We start from the raw sequence: 20,903 nt of genomic DNA on the forward strand, positions 1-20,903 counted from the left end.
CATTTCCGGCACATTTGCCCTACATCCCCGAAAGAGAGTTTCGGCGCGGGCCGGTCCTGATCAAATTCCCGCGCCATTCGCATATCGGAGTACGTGTAATGTCCAAACGCCCCCTTTCGCTCGTCGTCACCGCCGGCCTCGCCGCTATCCTGTCCGCTTCCGCAGCGCTGGCCGCCGATCTCGGCAATTACAACAACGACTATTATTCCGAGCCTGCCCCGCTCGAGTCGGGCACGGACTGGTCCGGTAATTATGTCGGCGCGCAGATCGGCGCGTCCTCGTCGGAATTTCCGAACCCGTTTTCCAACCGCACCGGCGCGCTGGGCGGGGTTGTCGTCGGCAAGAACTTCCAGAGCGGCAAATTCGTCTATGGCGGTGAACTGGAAGGCAATTTTGCCGAAGCCGAACACCGCCTCGGCCGCGGCGGCACGCTGCAGCAATCCTGGTCCGGCGTTGCCAAGGCCAAGGCCGGCGTTGCTCTCGACAATACGCTCGTCTATGGCACGCTCGGCTATGGCGTGACCAAGTTCAAGCCGAAGGGCACCGTCACCTCGGGCAACAATTGGGAAGGCGGCGTGCTCCTGGGCGCGGGCGTCGAGCAGAAGATTTCCGGCCCCCTCTCCGCCAAGGTCGAGTATGACTATATGCGCTTCGGCGATGTAAAGACGGAAGTCGCAGGCAGAGACCAGCGCGACAATCTGAGCAATCACGCCATCAAGGCGGGCTTGAATTACAAGTTCTGAGGCCTGCTGGAATTTACAATCGAAGCGCCGGGTGCCTGTCGCGGGAAAGCGACGCGCCCGGCGCTTTCTTTTTAATAGAACGATATTGACATGAACAACCTTTTCGTGTGCAATCACTGCCACTGATGCTAGTACGTGTAGCGGAACTATTTCGTCCTTTTTCAATTTTGATTTCGAGGCCATCCATGAATACGGAATTTCTTTCCCGAGCGACGCTCTACCTTTTCCTCATGGCATTCTTCGTCACCCTGTTCATGGCCCGCAACGATTTCGACACCGCGACCGGCGACCCCGCTATGAAAAGCCAATTCTACGCCAGGCTCTTTTAAAAAAAAGCCGCCCTTTCGGGCGGCTTCCACTTTGGAGGAGGAAAGAAAAGAAATGAAGAGACCCGGCAATCCGGGGGCTAGCGGGCTTGGGGAGCGCCGGGTCTCAGAGCTGGGTGGGTTGCCAGCGGAAGTAAATTGCAACATATTAAACCAAAGCGAAACCCCAATTTAATGGATGTTTTATTTTTTATTTTAAAGCGGGCTTGGCTTCTTGAAATATAAACGAAACATAGCTTTACAGAATTCAAGTATATTAATTTTTACTATATCTCGTACTTCGATCACATCGCACCATACAAAATCCAGCGACTCCTTCCGCTTTCTCGTCTAAATACGATTCGAGTATCCGGGGTGCCGAGTTTGGAAAACCGTCATAGAGGATGATGCGATGCAAACCGTTTTCGACGGTCATAACGATGTGCTTTTGCGTTTGTGGACCAATGCTCGCAAAGGCGCCGATCCCGTCAGGGAATTCATCGACGGCACCGAGCGCGGCCATCTGGATCTGCCGCGCGCGAAAAAAGGCGGAGTTATCGGCGGCCTTTGCGCGATTTATATCCCCTCCGAAGGCGGCCTCGTTTTACGCAAGCCCGACGAGAACGGTCATTACGAGACGCCCCTCGCCGCTCCCTTGGAACGCTCCCGTTCGCTCGACATCGCGCTGGAGCTCGCCGCCATCGCCCATAAGATTGAGCGCGCCGGCGGCTGTGTGCTTTGCCGCAGCAGCGCAGACATCGATAGAGCCGTGGCGGAGGCCAAATTTGCCGCCGTTCTGCACATGGAGGGATGCGAGCCTATCGACAAGGATCTGGCCGCGCTCGAAGTGTTCTATGCCGCGGGCCTGCGCTCGCTCGGGCCTGTCTGGAGCCGCAACACCATTTTCGGCCACGGCGTGCCCTTTGCCTATCCGATGAGCCCCGATACCGGCCCAGGCCTGACAGATACAGGACGCGAGCTCGTCAAGGCCTGCAACAGTCTCGGCATCCTGATCGACACCGCCCATATGACCGAAAAAGGCTTCTGGGACGTGGTGAACCTGAGCGACCAGCCGCCCATCGCCAGCCACTCCAATGCCCATGCGCTGACCCCGGTCGCGCGCAATGTCACGGACCGCCAGCTCGACGCGATCCGCGAGCGCAAGGGCCTTGTCGGGCTCAACTTCGCCGTCACCATGCTGCGCGCCGATGGGCGTGAAAATGCCGATACGCCGCTTGAGGACATGGTGCGCCATATGGATTACATGGTGGAGCGTGCCGGCATCGATTGCGTCGCGCTCGGCTCGGACTATGACGGCGCGCTCATTCCCCGGGAGATCGGTGACGCATCCGGCACGCAAAACCTGATTGCCGCCTTGCGCAAGGCTGGATATGGTGAGGAAGACCTCGCGAAAATCTGCCGTGGGAACTGGCTCCGCGTGCTGCGCTCTGCCTGGCACGAATAGCGAATAGCAGCGGTTTACGCCCTGTTCGCTACGCGCTACTTCCTGTTCGCTAAAAATGGGATCAAAGGGAACGATTATGATGATGAATTTCGCACGATTTCGGATGCTTGCCGCCGGGGCCGCGATTGCCCTGGCTCTGACGGCGACGGGGCCTGTCTCGGCGGCGACGCCGCAGGACACGCTGGTTCTGGCATGGGCATTCGATGACATCATCACGCTCGATCCCGGCGAATCCTTCGAAATCAGCACCGGCGAGATCATCGGCAATGCCTATGATAGGCTTGTGCGCCTCGATCTCAACGACACCTCCAAGGTCGTGGGCGATATCGCTGAAAGCTGGACCATTTCCGACGATGGCCTGACCTATACGTTCAAGCTGAAGCCCGGCCTCAAATTCGCCTCCGGCAATCCGGTGACCGCCGATGATGTGGCGTTCTCGATCCAGCGCGCGGTCAAGCTCGACCGCAGCCCGTCCTTCATCCTGACCCAGTTCGGCCTTAAGCCCGATAATGTCGACGAAAAGGCGAAGGCCGTCGATCCCTCCACCTTCGTGCTGACCGTCGACAAGCCCTATGCGCCGAGCTTCGTCCTGAACTGCCTCACCGCCGATGTGGCGTCCGTGGTGGACAAGAAGCTGGTGCTGGAAAATGTCGTCGACAATGATTTCGGCAATGCCTGGCTCAAGACCCATTATGCCGGCTCCGGCCCGCTGAAGATCCGTGACTGGCGCGCCAACGAAATCCTCGTCATGGAGCGCAACGACAATTATTACGGCGAGAAGGCGAAGCTGAACCGCATTATCTATCGCCACGTCAAGGAAAGCGCGACGCAGCGCCTGCTCCTTGAGAAGGGCGATGTCGATATCGCGCGCAATCTCCAGCCCGGCGACCTCGAAGCGGTGTCCAAGGAAAAGGGCATCCACATCACCAGCGCACCCAAGGGCACGGTCTATTATTTCAGCCTGAACCAGAAGAACCCGAACCTGGCGAAGCCTGAAGTGCGCGAGGCGCTGAAATATCTCGTGGACTACAACGCCATCGGCAAGACGCTGATCAAGGGCATCGGCACGATCCACCAGACCTTCCTGCCAACGGGTGTGCTTGGCGCAATCGACGAAAAGCCCTTCAAGCTCGACGTGAAGAAGGCCAAGTCGCTCTTGGAAAAGGCCGGCCTCAAGGACGGCTTCACCGTCACCATGGACACGCGCAACACCCAGCCGATAACAGGCATCGCCGAATCCATGCAGCAGACCTTCGCCAAGGCGGGCGTGAAGCTGGAGATCGTCCCCGGCGACGGAAAGCAGACGCTCACCAAATATCGCGCCCGCAACCACGATATCTATATCGGTGACTGGGGCATGGATTATTGGGACCCGCACAGCAACGCCGACACCTTCACCTCCAATCCCGACAACAGCGATGGCGCTTCCGCCAAGACCCTCGCCTGGCGCAACAGCTGGGATATTCCGGAACTGACCAAGGAAACCAAGGCCGCCGTGCTGGAGCGCGATACGGGCAAGCGCATCGAGATGTACCACGATCTGCAGAAAAAGGTGCTGAACGAAGGCCCCTTCGTGATCCTGTATCAGCAGACGGAAGTGGCAGGCGTGCGGGACAATATCGAGAACTACAAGCTCGGCCCGACCTTCTCGACCAATTATGTTTATCCGGTGGGGAAGAAGTAAAGGGGACATGGCTGTCGCTGCGCCCCTCCTTCCCCCTGCGGGGAAGGTGGCCGCGTTAGCGGGCGGATGGGGGTGGTGACGAGTGTAAGCCAACGTGCAATCGAAGCGCACTGCCTTTACCACCCCCACCCGACCCTTCGGGCCACCCTCCCCGCAAGGGGGAGGGTGGGTGCAGCGGAGGCCTCTAAGTCATGACAACGCTTGACGTAACCCGAACTACTCGGCGCCCCATCTCCCGCCTCGCCATCTCCATCGCCGCCTTCCTCGGCGTGGTGATCACGACCTATCTCGGCCTCCTCGCCGTCACTTTCTTCATCGGCCGTGTCATCCCCATCGATCCGGTGCTTGCCATCGTCGGCGACCGGGCGCCTGCCAGTGCCATTGCGCGGGCCCGCGAGGAGCTCGGCCTCAACGAGCCGCTCTACTGGCAGTTCGTCATCTATGTCTGGAAAGCGCTGCATGGCGATTTCGGCACATCTGTCCTGACCACCAACCCCGTCATGACCGACATCCGCCGCGTCTTCCCCGCGACCATGGAGCTGGCAACCCTCGGCACGCTCATCGGCTCCCTCATCGGCGTTCCGCTCGGCGTGCTGGCGGCGGTAAAGCGGGGCGGGTTTTTCGACCAGGCGGTGCGGGTCATCGGCCTCTTCGGCTATTCGGTGCCGATCTTCTGGCTCGGGCTGATGGCACTCCTCATCTTCTACGCACGGCTCGGCTGGACGGCGGGACCGGGGCGCATCGACGTCATCTATGAATACACCTTCACGCCGATAACAGGTTTCTACATCCTCGACGCCATCCTCCAGCGCCAATGGGACGCGCTGCGCGATATCCTGAGCCACATCGTGCTGCCCGCCTGCCTGCTCGGTTACTATTCGCTCGCCTATATCAGCCGCATGACGCGCTCCTTCATGCTGAATGAGCTGGAGCAGGAATATATCGTCGCCGCCCGCGCCAAGGGCCTCTCCGAACGGCGCATCATCTGGGGTCATGCCTTGCGCAATGCCGCCGTCCCGCTGGTGACGGTGATCGCCCTTTCCTATGCCGGGCTGCTGGAAGGCTCCGTCCTCACCGAAACCGTGTTCTCCTGGCCGGGCCTTGGCCAGTACATCACGAACTCGCTGCAGAATGCCGACATGAACGCCGTGCTCGGCGGTACGATCGTCATCGGCTCGGTCTTCATCGCCCTGAACCTCCTCTCCGATCTTCTCTATCGGACCCTCGATCCCCGGACGCGCGCACGATGAGCGAAATCGCAAGCACCAACCGGCAAAGCCTCCGCGACTGGCTTCTCTCCGACCGCCCGCAATCGCGCGCGCAGGCGCGTCTCGGCCGCGCCTATATGGTCTGGCGGCGCTTCACCGCCAACCGGCTCGCCGTCCTCGGCCTCGTCATCATCCTCGCGCTCGCCTTCGTCGCCGCCTTCGCCGATCTGCTTGCGCCGCATTCGCCCATCGCGGGCGATCTCGCGACGCAGCGGCTGCTGCCGCCCGGCGGTGACTATCTGCTCGGTACCGATGATCAGGGCCGCGACATTCTCTCGCGCCTCATCTACGGCTCGCGGCTGACGCTCTACGTCGTGCTGCTCGTCGCCATCATCGCGGCGCCCATCGGGCTCATCGTCGGCACAGTCGCAGGCTATGCCGGCGGCTGGGTCGATGCGGTGCTGATGCGCATCACGGACATTTTCCTCGCCTTCCCCAAGCTCATCCTCGCGCTCGCCTTCGTCGCCGCGCTCGGACCGGGCATCGAGAACGCCGTCATCGCCATCGCCATCACCTCCTGGCCGCCCTATGCGCGCATCGCAAGGGCGGAGACGCTGACGGTGCGCAATTCCGACTATATCGCCGCCGTGCAGCTGATGGGCGCCTCCCCTGCCCGCATCGTCACGCGCCATATCATGCCGCTCTGCCTCTCCTCGCTCATCGTACGAGTGACGCTCGACATGGCCGGCATCATCCTCACCGCCGCCGGGCTCGGCTTCCTCGGCCTCGGCGCGCAGCCGCCCTTGCCGGAATGGGGCGCGATGATCGCCTCCGGCCGCCGCTTCATCCTCGATGAGTGGTGGGTCGCGGCCATGCCGGGCCTCGCCATCCTTATCGTCAGCCTCGGCTTCAACCTGCTCGGCGACGGCCTGCGCGATGCGCTCGACCCGCGGGAGAACAAGCAATGAGCGCCCTCCTGACCGTCGAAGACCTGCGTGTCCGCTTCCCCACCCGCACAGGCACGGTGGAGGCGGTGCGCGGCGTCTCCTTCTCGCTCGGGCGCGAGCGGCTCGGCATTGTCGGCGAATCCGGCTCCGGCAAATCGCAGACGGGCCGCGCCATTATGGGCCTGACGCCGCCCCATGCTGATGTCACCGCCAAGCGCCTCGATTTCGATGGCATCGATCTTCTCAACGCCTCACCCACTGAGCGCCGCCGATTGCGCGGCAGCCGCATCGCCATGGTGCTGCAGGATCCGAAATATTCGCTGAACCCGGTCATGACCATCGGCCGCCAGATCATCGAGACGCTGCGCACCCATGAAAATGTCAGCCGCGCGGAAGCCAGGCGACGCGCGCTCGCAATGCTGGAGGCGGTGCAGATTCGCGACCCGGAGCGCGTCTTTGGCCTTTACCCGCATGAGGTTTCGGGCGGCATGGGCCAGCGCGCCATGATCGCGATGATGCTGATTGCGGGACCGGAACTGCTCATCGCCGACGAGCCAACCTCGGCCCTCGACGTGACGGTGCAGCTGGAAGTGCTCGGCATTCTCGACCGGCTGGTCAGGACACGCGGCATGGGGCTCATCTTCATTTCGCACGATCTGCGCCTCGTCTCTTCTTTCTGCGACCGCGTCATCGTCATGTATGCAGGCCGTATCGTCGAAGAACTCGCCGCAAGCGACCTCGCCAATGCCAAGCATCCCTATACGCAAGGGCTGCTCGACTGCATGCCGAAGCTGGGCGCGGACCGGCATCCCCTCCCCACCTTGCAGCGCCAGGCGGAGTGGTCGCAATGACCGAAGCCCTTGCCCTCTCCATCAGAAATCTCGAAGTCGCCTTCGATCATTTCCGGGCGCTGAAAGGCGTCAGCATCGATGTGGCGCAAGGTGATTCCTTCGGCCTTGTCGGCGAATCCGGCTCCGGCAAATCGACGCTGCTGCGCGCCGTCGTGGGGTTGTCCCCCATTACCTCGGGTGAAGTTCATGTCCATGGAGCGCCCGTCCGCACACCGCGCGGCAATGCATTCTACAGCAGCGTCCAGATGGTGTTTCAGGACCCTTACGGCTCCCTGCACCCGCGCCAGACGGTGGACCGCCTGCTGCGCGAGCCGCTCGCCATCCATGGCTTCGGCGAGACGGAGACGCGCATCGTCCAGGCGCTGGACGAGGTAGGCCTCGGCTCGAGTTTCCGCTTCCGCTACCCGCACCAGCTGTCCGGCGGCCAGCGCCAGCGCGTCGCCATTGCCCGCGCGCTGATCATCGAACCCTCGATCCTGCTTCTCGACGAGCCGACCTCGGCGCTCGATGCCTCAGTGCAGGCTGAGGTGCTGAACCTGCTCGAACAGATCCGCCACGACCGCAAACTCACCTTCATCATGGTCAGCCACGATCTGGCAGTCGTCACCCATATGTGCGACCGGCTGGCGGTGATGCAGAATGGCGAAATCGTCGAACAGCTGGATGCCGCCGATCTCGCCAAAGGCAATGTGCACGAGGATTATACCCGCAATCTGATGCGAGCGAGCGAGGGCTTCCGGCGGAAAGCTTGATGCCTATGGCATGGACCGCGTCTCGGAAGCCACAACATCGCAGAGTTGTATCGCGGCATTGAAATTAGAGGTTGCCAACTTTCTTTAGATTTGGAATAGGGGCTGGGGGGAAATCCAGTGGGGGCGAACAAATGACCCGTTCGAGCATTCGCGACCGGTTGGTCGATCTAGCAACGGTGCTGATTGCATTGCGAGCGCTTTCAGCGCCCTTGGCAGTCCCGCTCTTGGGGATGTTGGCCTTAGCCGGCAGTATCGCAACCGAACCTCGCTCTCTGGTTGATTTTTACCGGACTAACAAAGCAATTACGATCTGCCTCGCCGGCGTTATCCTGTTTTCACTGGTCAACGCTTTGGAATACCATTATCGTCCAGTTTATTATGGACTTCTGGCGGTATCGACGGTCTTGATAGGACACCACATCGCCAAGAGCGGCAAAGCACTCCCGCTCGCATCGATCCTGTATTTTTCCTACCTTGTCATCCTGGCGATCTGCGCCGTGATGTTCGGCGCCAGCCCTGAGGACATCAACACTTACTTTCCGAATGTCAGCCGAAACGGGGTCAGCGCCGCCGCCATATTCCTTCAGATCTTCTATAGCACGGCCTACTTCCGTGAGAAAAAAGAAGCGCCGCTCATCACACCTGTGATCACCCTGCTGATCTGTATTTTATGCTATGGCCGCTCGGGATCGGGGTTCGGATTTGCGCTATTGATCGCATCCTGTGCACAGGTGATTATCGGGAAAAGATCGTTCATACAGCCTTTGATCGCCCTCGTCATCGGCTCCGCGCTGATGGCATATGCATTGGCCGGCCCGCAAATCTCCGCGGCTATTCGCAGTGTAATGGCATCCCGCCCAGCCCCCGTGATTGTAACGCAGCCCGCCCCTTCTGTCGGGAGCAAACCTGCGGCAAAGAGCACCGTCGCGCCGGCCAGCACCCCACCCCTGACAACCCGCGCTCCCGTCGCTCCCCCTCCTGCACAAACCGCTTATTCCGGATGGTCGCGCGCCGGTTTACAGTCCGTCCGCTGGAGGATGGCGTCGGAATATGTGTCTGCGCTTGACTTGAAGGCGGTTGTCCTCGGCGGTGCCCTGACCGCCTCCCCCGCAATCGTCGCCCACAACATGAATCCGCATAACTCATTCATCCGTGGCCACGCTTATTTCGGGATCGCCTACCTCGTTCTTATCGCAACGGTCTTTTTCAGCGCTCTAAGGCGAATGAAGGGTGGCGATATATTTCTTGTGACCCTGCTTGGGATTTATGCGGGACGGGCATTCTTCGACGCCTTCAGCCTCTTTGACTGCCTCGATTTCGTGTTTTTCTTCACCGCGTTCAGCATTTCGCCACCTAAGCACCAGCCGCAGGAAGAGATAGCCGGTCAAGTGCCTCTGGGGGTTGCCGCTTAAAGATCAGCCTTCAGCGCATTCCCCCACTTTTGAATTCGTCCTGAACAAACCGTTTATTCCCCGTTCATGGAGGGTTCACCCGCGCTTTCCTATATGAGCCGCGGATGAATCTTTGGGGGACGTACAAGCATGAAGTCCGCTTTGCTGAAGGCGTTTGTGACGACTTTGGCTGTCATTGTCTTTTGTGAGCTGGTTTGCATGGCCGTCCTGTGGTGGATGGGAAGCGAGATAACGCTTTTCCCGCTCGTCATGACGGCTGCCCTCCCCGCCGTCACCGCCTTCCCCAATGCGCTCTATACTTATGTGCAGAACCACAAACTGAAGGTGGCCCTGCACGAATTGAAGCTGGCGCATCAGCAATTGCAGGCCAAATCGCGGATCGATGACATGACCGGGCTGCTCAATCGCGGCTCTTTCTTCGAGGCCATGAAGATCAGCCGCGCGCGCGTGGAAACCGGCGCGGCGCTGGCTATCGACGCCGATCATTTCAAGGCGATCAACGACACCTACGGACATGCGGTGGGCGACCGCGCCTTGAAGATCATCGCCTTCGCCTTGCAGAATACCACCCGCAAGGGCGATATCGTCGGCCGGATCGGCGGCGAGGAATTCTGCATCTATCTGCCCGGCGCTTCGCGGGAAACCGCCTTGCGCCTGGCGGAGCGGGTGCGCGCCGAGGTCGAGAACACGCCGCTTTATACGGCGTCAAACCAGATCCACCCGCTGACGATCAGCATCGGCTGCGCCATAGCGCTCAAGCATGAATCGAATTCGCAGGTCTTGAGCCGGGCGGATAAATGCCTCTACCGCGCCAAGAAGCGCGGGCGCAATTGCGTCGTCTATGACGATGGCGACGACCAACCCGCCTATCATCTGCTTCCACGGCAGACGGTGGAAGGCGAAAGGGATGCGTCGGCCTGAGCCCTACTCCCACGCCTCCACTTCCTCCTCCGACCAGCCCACGGGCACGAAGCCCATCTTCTGGTAGAGTTGGAGCGCGCGGGGGCTGTCGAGCGTATTGGTGTGGATGGTCACTTTCTTCGGTCCATGCCACCACGCCGCTTCGATCATCTCGGCAAGGAAGAAGCTCCCAAGCCCCCGCCCCTGATAGTCGGGAACGAGGCCGAAATAGAGGATTTCCGCCTCGTCCGGCAAACGCGCCAGATCGAATTCGGCAAAGCCTGCCGGGCAGCCATCGACATGAAGCACGTGAATTTCCGCGGGACGGGCATTGATCGCCTCGGAAAGCTCCGCATCGTCTTGCTTGCGCCGCATCAGCCAGTGATGCGGCTTTCCAACCTGCTCATAGAGATAGCGATAATAATGCACCGGGATGTTGGATGCTCGCATGATCGCGAGCTTCATGCCGGTGGGCGACGGCACGCTCACCGTGCTGCGCTCCGTCATCTCCAGATGCGTGATCCGCGCGACCAGCTTTTTCGGCGACCCGGCCATCCTACGCGGCCTTGCCCGTTTCGATCGGCGTGTCGGGCCGTCCACCCCACTCGCTCCACGAGCCGTCATAAAGAAAATTGTCCGTGTGGCCGAGCGATTCCAGCGCCAGCGTGATGACCGCCGCCGTCACGCCCGAGCCGCAGCTCGTCACGACCGGCTTTGCGAGATCGACCCCGGCCCGGTCGAAAATCTCCTTGAGCTCATCGAGAGTCTTCAGTTCTCCATCTTTCGAAAGGCTCGCGACCGGCACATTGCGCGCGCCCGGCATATGACCGGACCGCATGCCCGCGCGCGGTTCAGGCTCCTCACCCGAAAACCGGCCCGGCGCGCGCGCGTCGGCGATCTGCACCGAGCCCTTCTCGACGATTTGCAGCATTTTCTCGAAGCTCGCCACCCGCCCCATGTCGAGGCTGGCGGTGAAGGTCGAGGGCGCGATCTTCGTCACCTCAGCCGTGACGGGCCGCCCTTCCCGCTTCCAGCGATCGAATCCGCCATCGAGCACGAAAACCTTTTTCGCCCCCATGATCCGGAGCAGGAACCAGACGCGCGGCGCCGTATACATGCCCGGCCCGTCATAAACGACGATCGTGTCATCCACCGTCAGCCCCATGGCGCTTGCCTCACGGGCAAAATCCTCTTCCGATGGGATCGTATGCGGCAGGCCCGAGGAATGATCGGCAATCTTGTCCTGGTCGTAAAAGATCGCGCCTGGAATATGCGCTGCGTCATATTCGTCGCGCGGGTTCCGGTTCTGCCCCGGCAGATACCAGGAAGCATCCAGAATGGAGAGGCCGGGCTCGTTCAGGTGCTCTTCCAGCCAATCGGCGGAAACGACGAAGGGGCTTTTGTTGCTCATCTCTCATTCTCCTTGCTAACCATATTGCAGCCAAGCGGTCCGCTTGGGCAATCGCATGATTTCGGCTAAACCAGCGCTCCGAACCGGATGCGGAAGCGGCGGTTTTCACGGCCTTTCTTCTCGATCTTGCCGATATGGATTTCGCCGACTTCCTCCGTCGCGGCCACATGGGTGCCGCCGCAGGGCTGCGAATCGATTGCGCCATTCTCGCCGATAAGAACGAGCCTTATCCGGCCGCTGCCCATGGGCGGACGGACATTCTTCGATTTCACCAACCCCGGATTGGCCGCCAGTTCCTCATCGCTGATCCAACGGGTGGATAGGACCGCATTGGCGCGAACCATTTCCATGAGCCGCTCCGTCACGTTCTCGCGCGTATAGGATGGGTCGGGCAGGTCGAAATCCACCCGGCTTTCCTCCTCGCCAACCGCCGCGCCGGTGATCGGGAACGGGCAGATCACCGAAAGCAGATGGCAGGCCGTGTGCATCCGCATCAGGCGATAGCGGCGCGGCCAGTCGATATGGAGGGTGAGCTGTTCGCCGGTTTGCGGCAACGCCTGCCCCTCCGCGGGAATATGGATGATCTCGTTCTTGGTCTCGCCCGTCACCGTCGCCGCGATTTCGATGCGCGAGCCGTCCGCCCGTTCGAAATGGCCGGTGTCGCCCGGCTGGCCACCCGATGTGGCGTAGAAATTCGTGGCGTCGAGAATGACGCCGCCGCGCTCGTTGACCGCGACAACAGTCCCTTCTGCCTTCGCCAGATAGGCATCGTCGCGGAACAGCGCTTTCGTCTCGTAAGCCATCGGGTCACACAGCCTCATAAGGAATGGAAATTTCGGCCTTCCTTTCCAGCCATGCCGGAACGGGCAGGTCCTTGGAACGCAGGAAGTCCGGATTAAACATTTTCGACTGGTAGCGGTTGCCATAGTCACAGAGCATGGTGACGATGCTGTGGCCCGGCCCGAGATCGCGCGCGAGCCGGATCGCCCCGGCGATATTGATGCCGGACGAGCCGCCCAGGCACAGCCCCTCCTCTTCAGCGAGATCGAAGATAGTCTTCAATGCCTCGGCATCCCCGATGCGATAGGAAAAATCCGGAGTAAAACCTTCGAGATTGGCGGTGATACGCCCCTGCCCGATCCCCTCGGTGATCGAGCTTCCCTCGGCCTTCAATTCGCCATTCGTGTACCAGGAATAGAGCGCCGCGCCATGCGGGTCGGCAAGTCCGATCTTGATATCCGGGTTCTTCGCCTTCAGGCCTATGCCGGTGCCCGCAAGCGTGCCGCCCGAGCCGACAGCGCAGATGAAGCCGTCCACCTTGCCATCCGTATCGCGCCAGATTTCCTCAGCAGTCGTTTCGATATGCGCCTGACGGTTCACCTGATTGTCGAACTGATTGGCCCAGATCGCGCCGTTCGGCTCGGTCTGTGCCAGTTGCTCGGCGAGACGCCCGGACAGGCGCACATAATTATCAGGATTCTTGTAAGGGACCGCCGGCACTTCAATAAGCTCGGCGCCCAGCAGCCGCAGCGCATCCTTCTTTTCCTGCGCCTGCGTTTCGGGAATGACGATAACAGTGCGATATCCGAGCGCCTTGGCCACCATGGTAAGGCCGATGCCGGTATTGCCCGCTGTCCCCTCGACGATGACGCCGCCGGGCTTGAGCAGACCTTTCCGCTCTGCGTCGCGGATGATGTAGAGCGCTGCGCGGTCCTTGACCGACTGGCCTGGATTGAGAAACTCCGCCTTGCCCCAGATGTTGCAGCCGGTGATCTCGGATGCCTTTTTCAGCCTTATCAGCGGCGTGTTCCCGATCGCGTCAATCACCGAATCCAGCATCGCAAATGCCTCGCATCATTATCATTGGCGCGAAACTATTGGCAGGCGGAACGCCGTTCAAGCATTGAAATACATAAATCGGGGCAAATGCGGGATAAGTTTTCCAAGGCCCGCGGATTCAACGGGAATTGATATAAGCGCAACTATGTGTATAAATACACACCTGAAAAGCGCGGACATTATCAGATCGCTTGAGCGGGACGGTTGGCGGATCGTCGGCCAGAAGGGAAGCCACGTCCAGCTCAAGCATCCGGTCAAACCTGGCCGCGTCACCGTCCCTCATCCGGAACGGGATGTTCCCATCGGCCCCCTCAAGAGCATCGAAAAGCAATCCGGGCTGAAACTAAGGTAGACGATTATGCGAAACTATGTCGGATTGATTCACAAGGAACCCGGTAGCGATTACGGCGTCCATTTTCCGGATTTTCCCGGCGTCGTAACCGCGGGCAGGGATTTGGATGAAGCGCGGGCGAATGCCGAGGAAGCGCTAGCCTTCCATGTCGAGGGCATGACCGAGGATGGCGAAACCATCCCCGAGCCCTCCAGCCTGGAAGCCATCATGGCCGATCCCGACAATAGAGATGCCGTGGCGTTCCTTGTACCGCTCAAGGTCAAAGCGCCCAGGGCGGTGCGCGTCAACATCACGCTGAACGAAGATATGCTTCAGCAGATCGATGACTACGCGAGCAAGCATGGGCTGACCCGGTCCGGTTTCCTGGTCCGGGCCGCCAAGCGGGAAATCGAGGAGGCGAATTAAGCCGCCCTCGCCCCAGCCGCGCGCCGTCTGCGGCGGAAGGGCTTCTTCTTCTGGCCATCGCGCTCGGCGCCCTCGCGCGCGGAGCCGTCATTGCTCCAGATCGCCTCGCGGCGCTCGCCATGCGGCTTGGCATGGTTGCGCTGGCCGGGGCGCTGGCCGCCTTTGGGCTTGTTGCGGTTGCCGGCGGGGCGTTCGGCAGCTGCTTCTGGCTTTTCCGCCCTCGGCTTCACCGGCAGCGGACCGACCGGGGCCGGCGCGTCCTTGACCGGCAGCTTCATGCGGATCACCCGCTCCACCGCCTTCAGCTTGGCATGCTCGGCCGCCGGATCGTAAAGCGTGATCGCTGCTCCCGAAGCGCCATTGCGGCCCGTACGGCCGATGCGGTGCACATAGCTTTCCGGCTCGTCCGGCAGGTCGTAATTGACCACATGGCTGATGCCCGGCACGTCGATACCGCGCGCGGCGATATCGGTCGCCACCAGAATGCGCACCGAGCCGTCCTTGAAGCCGTTCAGCGCCCGCTGGCGCGCGTTCTGCGATTTGTTGCCATGGATGGCGGCGACGTCATAGCCGTCGCGTTCCAGATTGCGCGTCACCGCATCGGCGCCATGCTTGGTGCGGGTGAAGACGATGACCGACGCCATCGTCTGGTCTGTCAGCATGCCCGAAAGCACCCGCTTCTTCTCCTTGGTCGGCACGGGATGCAGAACCTGCGTGATCTCAGCCGCTGTCGTGCCCTGCGGCGCGACTTCGACGCGCACCGGATCGCGCAGCAGCCCGGCGGCGAGCGACGCCACTTCCTGCGGCATGGTGGCGGAGAACAAAGCCGTCTGGCGGTCGTTATGCGTTGCCTTGGCGATGCGCTTCACATCGTTGATGAAGCCCATGTCCAGCATCCGGTCGGCCTCGTCGAGCACCAGCCAGCGCGTTTCGGAGAGGTCGACGGCATTCTCGCGCACCAGATCGGTCAACCGGCCCGGCGTGGCGATGAGCACATCGACGCCCGACTGCATCCGCTTGATCTGGGTGAGACGCGACACGCCGCCCAGAATCAGCGCGGTCGAGATATGCGCACCTTTCGACAGCGTGCGGATCGTCTCTTCGATCTGCACGGCGAGTTCCCGCGTCGGGGCGAGGATCAGCGCGCGTGCGGTCTTGCCCTTGCGCTTGTCGCCAAGGCCGATGATCTTGGCGAGGATCGGCAGGCTGAATGCCGCCGTCTTGCCGGAGCCGGTCTGCGCGATGCCGAGAATATCGCGGCCCGCGATCTGCGCCGGAATGGCCTGCTCCTGGATCGGCTTCGGCGCGCTCATGCCGGCGCTCTCGACAGCCTTAAGCAGCACGCCCGTGATGCCCAATGCGGCAAAGCCGCTATTTTCGATGGTGTTTTCCAAACTCAATCTCTTTCGAGCGGGCACCGGCCTTCCGGTCCCGCAAAAACGGTCTGCCGGCAGGCGCAACCTGCTGGCAATTCTCTTTTCGGTAAACGACGAAGCGCTGGAGCATAATGCCCGCACGCGACTTGCGCTGCCGTGTCCGAAGCCTCACGCTCCGGAACCTTTTTCGACGCAACCAAGTCCATACCACGGGAAAGCCGGATGATCCGGCCCAAGCGCCTGCCGCGACATATGGGGGTATTCGATAGGAAATGCAAATGAAAATAGTGAGTAGGGAATAATGAGATAGTGAGACAGAGCATTTCTCCTGTTCACTATCTCACTCAAATAACGAAATCCGCCAGCACCTCGTCCTCGGTCACATCCTGGTAGGACCAGCCGGCCGCCTCGAAGCGCTTGTTGAGGATGCTGAAATTATTGGGGTCCTTCGTTTCGATGCCGATCAGCACCGAGCCGAAATTGCGCGCCGATTTCTTCAGATATTCGAAGCGGGCGATGTCGTCGTCGGGCCCCAGAAGGTCGAGGAAGGAGCGCAGCGCGCCGGGCCGCTGCGGAAAGCGGAAGATGAAATATTTCTTCAGCCCCTCATGGCGCAGCGCCCTCTCCTTCACATCGGGCAGGCGCTCGAAATCGAAATTGCCGCCCGAGACCACCAGCACGATGCGCTTGCCCTTGAGCTCGCTCTTTTTGAAATCCTTGAGCGCGTCGATGGCGAGCGCACCCGCAGGTTCCACCACCACGCCTTCGATATTCAGCATCTCGACAATGGTGCCGCAGAGGCGGTTTTCCGGAATCAGAATCACAGAGTCCGGCTCGAAACCTTTGAGAAGCCTAAAGTTTTCCTTGCCGATCTCGGCAACCGCCGCACCATCGACGAAATTGTCGACGCGGGAAAGCTTCACGCGCTTGCCGGCTTCCAGGCTTTGCTTAAGGCTCGGCGCACCCTTCGGCTCCACGAAGCGGAACCGCGTCTTCCAGCCGAGATCGCCGAGATAGCGGGTGACGCCTGCCGAAAGCCCGCCGCCCCCGACCGGCAGGATCATCAAATCCGGCTCTTTGCCATCGGGCAATTGCTCGCGGATTTCATGGGCCACCGTCGCCTGCCCCTCGATGATTTCGGCGTGGTCGAATGGCGGCACCATCATTGCGCCGGTTTCCGCGACATGGGCCTGCGCCGCGGCATAGCAGGCGTCGAAAATATCGCCGATAAGCCGGATTTCGATGAAATCGCCGCCGAAGGCGCGGGTCTTGTCGATCTTCTGCTGCGGCGTCGTCACCGGCATGTATACCACGCCGCGCCGCCCGAAATGGCGGCAGACGAAGGCGAAGCCCTGCGCATGATTGCCCGCCGAGGCGCAGACGAACACCGTATCGTCAGGGCAATGCTCGATCGCGGCGGAGATGAAATTGAACGCGCCGCGGATCTTGTAGGAGCGCACGGGCGAGAGGTCCTCGCGCTTCAGCCAGATTTCCGCGCCATATTTGCGGGAGAGGTGATGATTGATCTGCAGCGGCGTCTCGGGGAAGAGCGCGCGCATTTTTGCCGTGGCGCGCTCGACGCTTTTGGTAAAACCGGTCATGGGAAGAGGTCTACTTTCTCGAAGGTGCGGACATCGATAAGGCCGATATCCGATATGCGCAATTCCGGAATCACCACCAGCGCCAGCAGCGAGTGCTGCATATAGGCATTGTTGAGCGTGCAGCCCATCGCCCGCATGGCATTGACGAGCTTGTCGGCCTTGGCTGCCACCTTTTCGGCCCGCTCATCCGACATCAAGCCCGCAATCGGCATCTCGACCAGCGCTAGTTCGCGGCCCTTGGAGAAGAGCACAACCCCGCCGCCCACCTCACCGAGCCGGTTGGCGGCCTTGGCCATGTCGTCCTTGTTGGTGCCGACGACGATCATGTGATGACTGTCATGCGCCACGGTCGAGGCGAGCGCGCAATCGAGGGTGTAGCCGAAGCCGGAGACGAAGCCATTGACGACAGTGCCCGTTCCCCGGTGCCGCTCGACCAGCGCAATCTGGCAGACATCGTTGCGCCGATCCATCTGTACGATGCCATCATTGACGGGAAGCTCCGCGTCCAGCGCCCGCGTCGGCGCCTGGTTCTCGATGACGCCGATGACACGCGCCGTGACGGTCTTGCCGGGCTTCGGCGCGGTGATATCGAAGTCACGCGCGACAAGCTTGCGCCCGAGCTTCACCGTGTTCTTCGCCTTTGCCGGATAATCATAGGCCGGAATATCCGCCAGCAGCCTGCCCTTCTCGGCCAGAAGCACGCCGCGCCCATAGACCCGATCTATCGTGAGGGCAGGCAAATCGGAGACGATGAGAAAATCCGCCAGCCTTCCGGGCGTGATCGAGCCGATCTCCCGCTCCATGCGGAAATGCTGGGCGGTGTTGAGCGTCGCCATCTGGATCGCCGTCACCGGCTTCAGCCCTTGGCGGATCGCATGGCGCACCACCCGGTCCATGTGCCCCTCACCCACCAAAGTGCCGGAATGGCTGTCGTCAGTGCACAGGATGAAATTGCGCGGATCGAGCCCCTGCTCGGTCACCGCCTTGATCTGGCTCGCCACATCATACCAGGCCGAGCCGAGCCGCAGCATGGCGCGCATGCCCTGCCGGACGCGGGCAATTGCGTCCTCGACGCGCGTGCCCTCATGGTCGTCCTCCGGGCCGCCGGCGACATAGCCGTGGAAGGCGCGGCCAAGGTCCGGCGAGGCATAGTGCCCGCCCACGGTCTTGCCCGCGTTCGCCGTCGCATCGATCACCCCGCGCATGGTGGCGTCATTTCCGGCGACTCCGGGAAAATTCATCACCTCGCCCAGCCCGATAATGTTGGGCCAAGTCATCGCCTCCGCGACTTCCGCCGCCCCGATGGACGCCCCGGCATTTTCCAGACCCGGCGCGGAGGGAACGCAGCTCGGCATCTGCACCTTGACATTGATGGGCATCGCCAGCGCCTCGTCATGCATCAGCCGCACGCCCTCCAGCCCCAGCACATTAGCGATCTCATGCGGATCGATGAACATGGATGTGGTGCCGTGCGGGATGACGGCGCGGGTGAATTCCGTCACCGTCACCATGCCGCTTTCCACATGCATATGCGCGTCGCACAGCCCCGGCACGAGATAGCGCCCCTCGGCATCGACCACCTTGGTCGTCGGGCCGATGCAATGCGCCGCGTCATGGCCGACATAGGCGAAGCGCCCGGCAACGATGGCGATGTCGATGCCGGCGACGATCTCGCCCGAGTAGACACTCACCAATCGCCCGTTGCGCACGACGAGGTCGGCATGCTTGCGCCCCATGGCCACATCGACAAGCAGTGGCGCCACCTCGACCCAGGATTTCGGCTGCTGTCTCGTCGTCCCGGCGGACGTTTTGCTGGCTGCGGGCAAGGGTGCCTCCTATGCTGCGGTACTTCGCCAATTCCGACGACTAATGAACGTTCGGGATTATACTATGGTGGAAGGAAAGAAAATGCCGATGGCGTTTCCCCTTGACACTTGCCGTCCTCTCCCGTTCGATATCTGCCATGTGCCTGAGCTTTTGGCGGGAGGAGAATCGCCGGGGCCCGGGCTTATCTGGGGAGGACAGCATGAAGAATCTATTCGCAGCCGTGGCGGCAGCCGCGGCTTTCACCCTAGCCGCATCGGCAGCGGGCGCGCAGGATTATCCGCAGCGCAACATCACCATGGTGGTGCCGTTCTCGGCGGGCGGGCCCACGGACACGGTGACGCGGCTTGTCGCCGAGGCCATGTCGAAGGATCTCGGCCAGCAGATCATCGTGGAGAATGTCGGCGGCGCAGGCGGCACGCTGGGTGCGGCGCGCGTGGCCAAGGCCGATCCTGACGGCTATACGCTGCTGCTCCACCACATCGGCATGGCGACCAGCGCCACGCTCTACCGCAAGCTGCCCTATGATACGCTGAACGCCTTCGAATATGTCGGCCTCGTCACCGACGTGCCGATGACCATCGTCGCGAAGAAGGATTTCGAGCCGAAGGACCTGAAGGGCCTCATCGACTATGTGAAGGCCAATGCCGACAAGGTGACGCTCGCCAATGCCGGCATCGGCGCGGCTTCGCATCTGTGCGGCATGATGTTCATGAACGCGATCCAGACCCAGCTCGTCACCGTTCCCTACAAGGGCACCGGCCCGGCAATGACGGACCTTCTCGGCGGCCAGGTCGACATGATGTGCGACCAGACCACCAACACGACGAAGCAGATCCAGGCCGGCACCATCAAGGCCTATGCCGTCACCTCGCCCAAGAAGCTCGACGTCCTGCCCGACCTGCCGCCCACCTCCGAAGCCGGTCTTCCCGGTTTCACTGTTGGCATCTGGCACGGCATCTACGCGCCGAAGGGCACCCCGGCGGAAGTGACGCAGAAGCTCTCCGTCTCGCTGCAGAAGGCGCTGAAAGACCAGAACGTCGTCGCCCGCTTCGCCGAACTCGGCACCCTCCCCGCCACCGATGCGGAGGCGACGCCCGAGGGGCTGAAGGCCAAGCTCGAAACCGAAGTCGCCCGCTGGAAACCAGTCATCGACGGCGCGGGGCAATACGCGGATTAGCAGCGGCCCCATCCCTCCCCCTTGCGGGGAGGGTGGCCCGAAGGGCCGGGTGGGGGTGGTGACGCACACGCCCCTGCCGCCAGCAAAAGCGCAAACGTCACCACCCCCATCCGCCCGCTAACGCAGGCACCTTCCCCGCAAGGTGGAAGGAGGGCGTGAGCCAGAAACCGAGGCCAACCATGAAACCCATCACCATCAACCCCCGTGACGGCCTATGCGCTACGATCTTCATCGCACTCGGCGCATTCTTCGCCATGCAGGCGCTGGGGCTGGAACTCGGAACAGCGTTCCGGATGGGACCCGGTTATTTCCCGCTGGTTCTGTCGGGGCTGCTGATCGTTCTCGGCCTCGTCATCCTCGTGCAGGCGACGCAATACAAGGCGGAGCCCATCGGCCCCCTCGCCTGGCGCGGGATGCTGTTCATCCTGCCCGCTCCCATCATCTTCGGCCTGACGATCCGCGGCCTCGGCTTCGTGCCCGCCGTGTTCCTGACCGGCCTCATCGCCGCCTTCGCTTCCAACCGGATGAAGCCGGGCTTCGCCCTCATTCTCGTCGCCGGGCTCACGCTCTTTTCCGTCATCGTGTTCAGCTATGCGCTGGGCCTGCCGTTCCGGCGCTTCGGCCCGTGGATTGCCGGCTGAGAGGACC

Annotated in this window: 21 protein-coding genes; 14 read left to right on the forward strand and 7 right to left on the reverse strand. The window is 61.5% G+C overall.

The genetic code is table 11. The annotated features are described in order from the left end of the window. The first annotated feature begins 98 nt into the window (after positions 1-98). The 10 genes from ACOWVG_RS11700 to ACOWVG_RS11745 all read left to right on the forward strand — a co-directional run bounded on the left by ACOWVG_RS11700 (position 99) and on the right by ACOWVG_RS11745 (position 10,288). Complete coding sequence (locus ACOWVG_RS11700) at positions 99-743, forward strand: outer membrane protein (protein ID WP_420962357.1); 645 nt, start codon at positions 99-101, stop codon at positions 741-743. 185 nt (positions 744-928) lie between these two features. Continuing rightward, a complete protein-coding gene (locus ACOWVG_RS11705; protein WP_420962358.1) occupies positions 929-1,072 on the forward strand; it encodes a hypothetical protein in 144 nt (47 codons plus the stop codon). A gap of 388 nt (positions 1,073-1,460) precedes the next feature. Continuing rightward, the gene (locus tag ACOWVG_RS11710) at positions 1,461-2,513 is read left to right on the forward strand and encodes a dipeptidase (protein WP_420962359.1); all 1,053 of its coding nucleotides are present in this window, start codon (positions 1,461-1,463) and stop codon (positions 2,511-2,513) included. 82 nt (positions 2,514-2,595) lie between these two features. Further along, entirely contained in the window at positions 2,596-4,197 is a 1,602-nt protein-coding gene (locus tag ACOWVG_RS11715) for an ABC transporter substrate-binding protein (protein WP_420962425.1), read from the forward strand. A 191-nt stretch (positions 4,198-4,388) separates the two neighbouring features. Further along, a complete protein-coding gene (locus ACOWVG_RS11720) occupies positions 4,389-5,447 on the forward strand; it encodes an ABC transporter permease (protein WP_420962360.1) in 1,059 nt (352 codons plus the stop codon). Beyond that, positions 5,444-6,373 (forward strand): nickel transporter permease, encoded by a 930-nt coding sequence (gene nikC / locus ACOWVG_RS11725; protein ID WP_420962361.1) that lies wholly within the window; start codon positions 5,444-5,446, stop codon positions 6,371-6,373. The genes ACOWVG_RS11720 and nikC overlap by 4 nt, the downstream gene beginning before the upstream one ends. Continuing rightward, positions 6,370-7,203, forward strand: a complete 834-nt coding sequence (locus ACOWVG_RS11730; RefSeq protein WP_420962362.1) for an ABC transporter ATP-binding protein — start codon at positions 6,370-6,372, stop codon at positions 7,201-7,203. The genes nikC and ACOWVG_RS11730 overlap by 4 nt, the downstream gene beginning before the upstream one ends. Beyond that, positions 7,200-7,955 carry an ABC transporter ATP-binding protein gene (locus tag ACOWVG_RS11735; RefSeq protein ID WP_420962363.1) on the forward strand — a complete coding sequence of 252 codons (756 nt, stop codon included), beginning with the start codon at positions 7,200-7,202 and terminating at the stop codon, positions 7,953-7,955. The genes ACOWVG_RS11730 and ACOWVG_RS11735 overlap by 4 nt, the downstream gene beginning before the upstream one ends. Before the next feature lie 131 nt (positions 7,956-8,086). Next, the gene (locus ACOWVG_RS11740; RefSeq protein WP_420962365.1) at positions 8,087-9,367 is read left to right on the forward strand and encodes a hypothetical protein; all 1,281 of its coding nucleotides are present in this window, start codon (positions 8,087-8,089) and stop codon (positions 9,365-9,367) included. Positions 9,368-9,496: 129 nt separating this feature from the next. Beyond that, entirely contained in the window at positions 9,497-10,288 is a 792-nt protein-coding gene (locus ACOWVG_RS11745) for a GGDEF domain-containing protein (protein WP_420962366.1), read from the forward strand. A 3-nt stretch (positions 10,289-10,291) separates the two neighbouring features. Here ACOWVG_RS11745 and ACOWVG_RS11750 read toward each other — a convergent pair whose 3' ends face one another. The 4 genes from ACOWVG_RS11750 to ACOWVG_RS11765 form a co-directional block, all read right to left on the reverse strand. Further along, positions 10,292-10,822, reverse strand: coding sequence for a GNAT family N-acetyltransferase (locus ACOWVG_RS11750; protein WP_420962367.1), 531 nt, complete (start codon positions 10,820-10,822; stop codon positions 10,292-10,294). A 1-nt stretch (position 10,823) separates the two neighbouring features. Next, on the reverse strand, positions 10,824-11,678 hold the full coding sequence (gene sseA, locus ACOWVG_RS11755) for a 3-mercaptopyruvate sulfurtransferase (protein WP_420962368.1): 855 nt from the start codon (positions 11,676-11,678) through the stop codon (positions 10,824-10,826). 65 nt (positions 11,679-11,743) lie between these two features. Continuing rightward, positions 11,744-12,481, reverse strand: coding sequence for an alanyl-tRNA editing protein (locus tag ACOWVG_RS11760; RefSeq protein WP_420962369.1), 738 nt, complete (start codon positions 12,479-12,481; stop codon positions 11,744-11,746). A gap of 4 nt (positions 12,482-12,485) precedes the next feature. After that, positions 12,486-13,517 carry a cysteine synthase A gene (locus ACOWVG_RS11765; protein WP_420962371.1) on the reverse strand — a complete coding sequence of 344 codons (1,032 nt, stop codon included), beginning with the start codon at positions 13,515-13,517 and terminating at the stop codon, positions 12,486-12,488. Positions 13,518-13,680: 163 nt separating this feature from the next. Here ACOWVG_RS11765 and ACOWVG_RS11770 point away from each other — a divergent pair, with 163 nt between their 5' ends. Further along, entirely contained in the window at positions 13,681-13,869 is a 189-nt protein-coding gene (locus ACOWVG_RS11770) for a type II toxin-antitoxin system HicA family toxin (protein WP_420962426.1), read from the forward strand. 6 nt (positions 13,870-13,875) lie between these two features. Further along, positions 13,876-14,274, forward strand: a complete 399-nt coding sequence (locus ACOWVG_RS11775; protein WP_420962372.1) for a type II toxin-antitoxin system HicB family antitoxin — start codon at positions 13,876-13,878, stop codon at positions 14,272-14,274. Here the strand turns inward: ACOWVG_RS11775 and ACOWVG_RS11780 are convergent. The 3 genes from ACOWVG_RS11780 to ade form a co-directional block, all read right to left on the reverse strand. Then, positions 14,271-15,791 (reverse strand): DEAD/DEAH box helicase, encoded by a 1,521-nt coding sequence (locus ACOWVG_RS11780; protein ID WP_420962373.1) that lies wholly within the window; start codon positions 15,789-15,791, stop codon positions 14,271-14,273. The two genes, ACOWVG_RS11775 and ACOWVG_RS11780, sit on opposite strands and share 4 nt — an antisense overlap. Before the next feature lie 203 nt (positions 15,792-15,994). Continuing rightward, positions 15,995-17,251, reverse strand: coding sequence for a threonine ammonia-lyase IlvA (gene ilvA / locus ACOWVG_RS11785; protein ID WP_420962374.1), 1,257 nt, complete (start codon positions 17,249-17,251; stop codon positions 15,995-15,997). After that, positions 17,248-18,987 (reverse strand): adenine deaminase, encoded by a 1,740-nt coding sequence (ade, locus tag ACOWVG_RS11790; protein ID WP_420962427.1) that lies wholly within the window; start codon positions 18,985-18,987, stop codon positions 17,248-17,250. The genes ilvA and ade overlap by 4 nt, the downstream gene beginning before the upstream one ends. Positions 18,988-19,277: 290 nt before the next feature. Between ade and ACOWVG_RS11795 the strand changes: the two genes are divergently transcribed. Beyond that, on the forward strand, positions 19,278-20,255 hold the full coding sequence (locus ACOWVG_RS11795; protein WP_420962375.1) for a tripartite tricarboxylate transporter substrate-binding protein: 978 nt from the start codon (positions 19,278-19,280) through the stop codon (positions 20,253-20,255). Positions 20,256-20,434: 179 nt separating this feature from the next. After that, on the forward strand, positions 20,435-20,896 hold the full coding sequence (locus tag ACOWVG_RS11800) for a tripartite tricarboxylate transporter TctB family protein (protein ID WP_420962376.1): 462 nt from the start codon (positions 20,435-20,437) through the stop codon (positions 20,894-20,896). The last annotated feature ends 7 nt before the right edge of the window (positions 20,897-20,903 follow it).

This window comes from Brucella sp. IR073 (assembly GCF_049065735.1).
Taxonomy (GTDB): Bacteria; Pseudomonadota; Alphaproteobacteria; order Rhizobiales; family Rhizobiaceae; genus Paramesorhizobium.

What these genes read in the sequence shown, in the direction of transcription:
- ACOWVG_RS11765 (WP_420962371.1), bottom strand. Translation starts at nt 13,517, where the DNA reads ATGCTGGATTCGGTGATTGACGCGATCGGGAACACGCCGCTGATAAGG.
- ACOWVG_RS11735 (WP_420962363.1), top strand. Translation starts at nt 7,200, where the DNA reads ATGACCGAAGCCCTTGCCCTCTCCATCAGAAATCTCGAAGTCGCCTTC.
- ACOWVG_RS11730 (WP_420962362.1), top strand. Translation starts at nt 6,370, where the DNA reads ATGAGCGCCCTCCTGACCGTCGAAGACCTGCGTGTCCGCTTCCCCACC.
- ACOWVG_RS11710 (WP_420962359.1), top strand. Translation starts at nt 1,461, where the DNA reads ATGCAAACCGTTTTCGACGGTCATAACGATGTGCTTTTGCGTTTGTGG.
- nikC (WP_420962361.1), top strand. Translation starts at nt 5,444, where the DNA reads ATGAGCGAAATCGCAAGCACCAACCGGCAAAGCCTCCGCGACTGGCTT.
- ade (WP_420962427.1), bottom strand. Translation starts at nt 18,987, where the DNA reads ATGGGGCGCAAGCATGCCGACCTCGTCGTGCGCAACGGGCGATTGGTG.
- ACOWVG_RS11795 (WP_420962375.1), top strand. Translation starts at nt 19,278, where the DNA reads ATGAAGAATCTATTCGCAGCCGTGGCGGCAGCCGCGGCTTTCACCCTA.
- ACOWVG_RS11715 (WP_420962425.1), top strand. Translation starts at nt 2,596, where the DNA reads ATGAATTTCGCACGATTTCGGATGCTTGCCGCCGGGGCCGCGATTGCC.
- ACOWVG_RS11760 (WP_420962369.1), bottom strand. Translation starts at nt 12,481, where the DNA reads ATGGCTTACGAGACGAAAGCGCTGTTCCGCGACGATGCCTATCTGGCG.
- ACOWVG_RS11800 (WP_420962376.1), top strand. Translation starts at nt 20,435, where the DNA reads ATGAAACCCATCACCATCAACCCCCGTGACGGCCTATGCGCTACGATC.
- ilvA (WP_420962374.1), bottom strand. Translation starts at nt 17,251, where the DNA reads ATGACCGGTTTTACCAAAAGCGTCGAGCGCGCCACGGCAAAAATGCGC.
- ACOWVG_RS11720 (WP_420962360.1), top strand. Translation starts at nt 4,389, where the DNA reads ATGACAACGCTTGACGTAACCCGAACTACTCGGCGCCCCATCTCCCGC.
- ACOWVG_RS11700 (WP_420962357.1), top strand. Translation starts at nt 99, where the DNA reads ATGTCCAAACGCCCCCTTTCGCTCGTCGTCACCGCCGGCCTCGCCGCT.
- ACOWVG_RS11745 (WP_420962366.1), top strand. Translation starts at nt 9,497, where the DNA reads ATGAAGTCCGCTTTGCTGAAGGCGTTTGTGACGACTTTGGCTGTCATT.
- ACOWVG_RS11750 (WP_420962367.1), bottom strand. Translation starts at nt 10,822, where the DNA reads ATGGCCGGGTCGCCGAAAAAGCTGGTCGCGCGGATCACGCATCTGGAG.
- sseA (WP_420962368.1), bottom strand. Translation starts at nt 11,678, where the DNA reads ATGAGCAACAAAAGCCCCTTCGTCGTTTCCGCCGATTGGCTGGAAGAG.
- ACOWVG_RS11705 (WP_420962358.1), top strand. Translation starts at nt 929, where the DNA reads ATGAATACGGAATTTCTTTCCCGAGCGACGCTCTACCTTTTCCTCATG.
- ACOWVG_RS11740 (WP_420962365.1), top strand. Translation starts at nt 8,087, where the DNA reads ATGACCCGTTCGAGCATTCGCGACCGGTTGGTCGATCTAGCAACGGTG.
- ACOWVG_RS11775 (WP_420962372.1), top strand. Translation starts at nt 13,876, where the DNA reads ATGCGAAACTATGTCGGATTGATTCACAAGGAACCCGGTAGCGATTAC.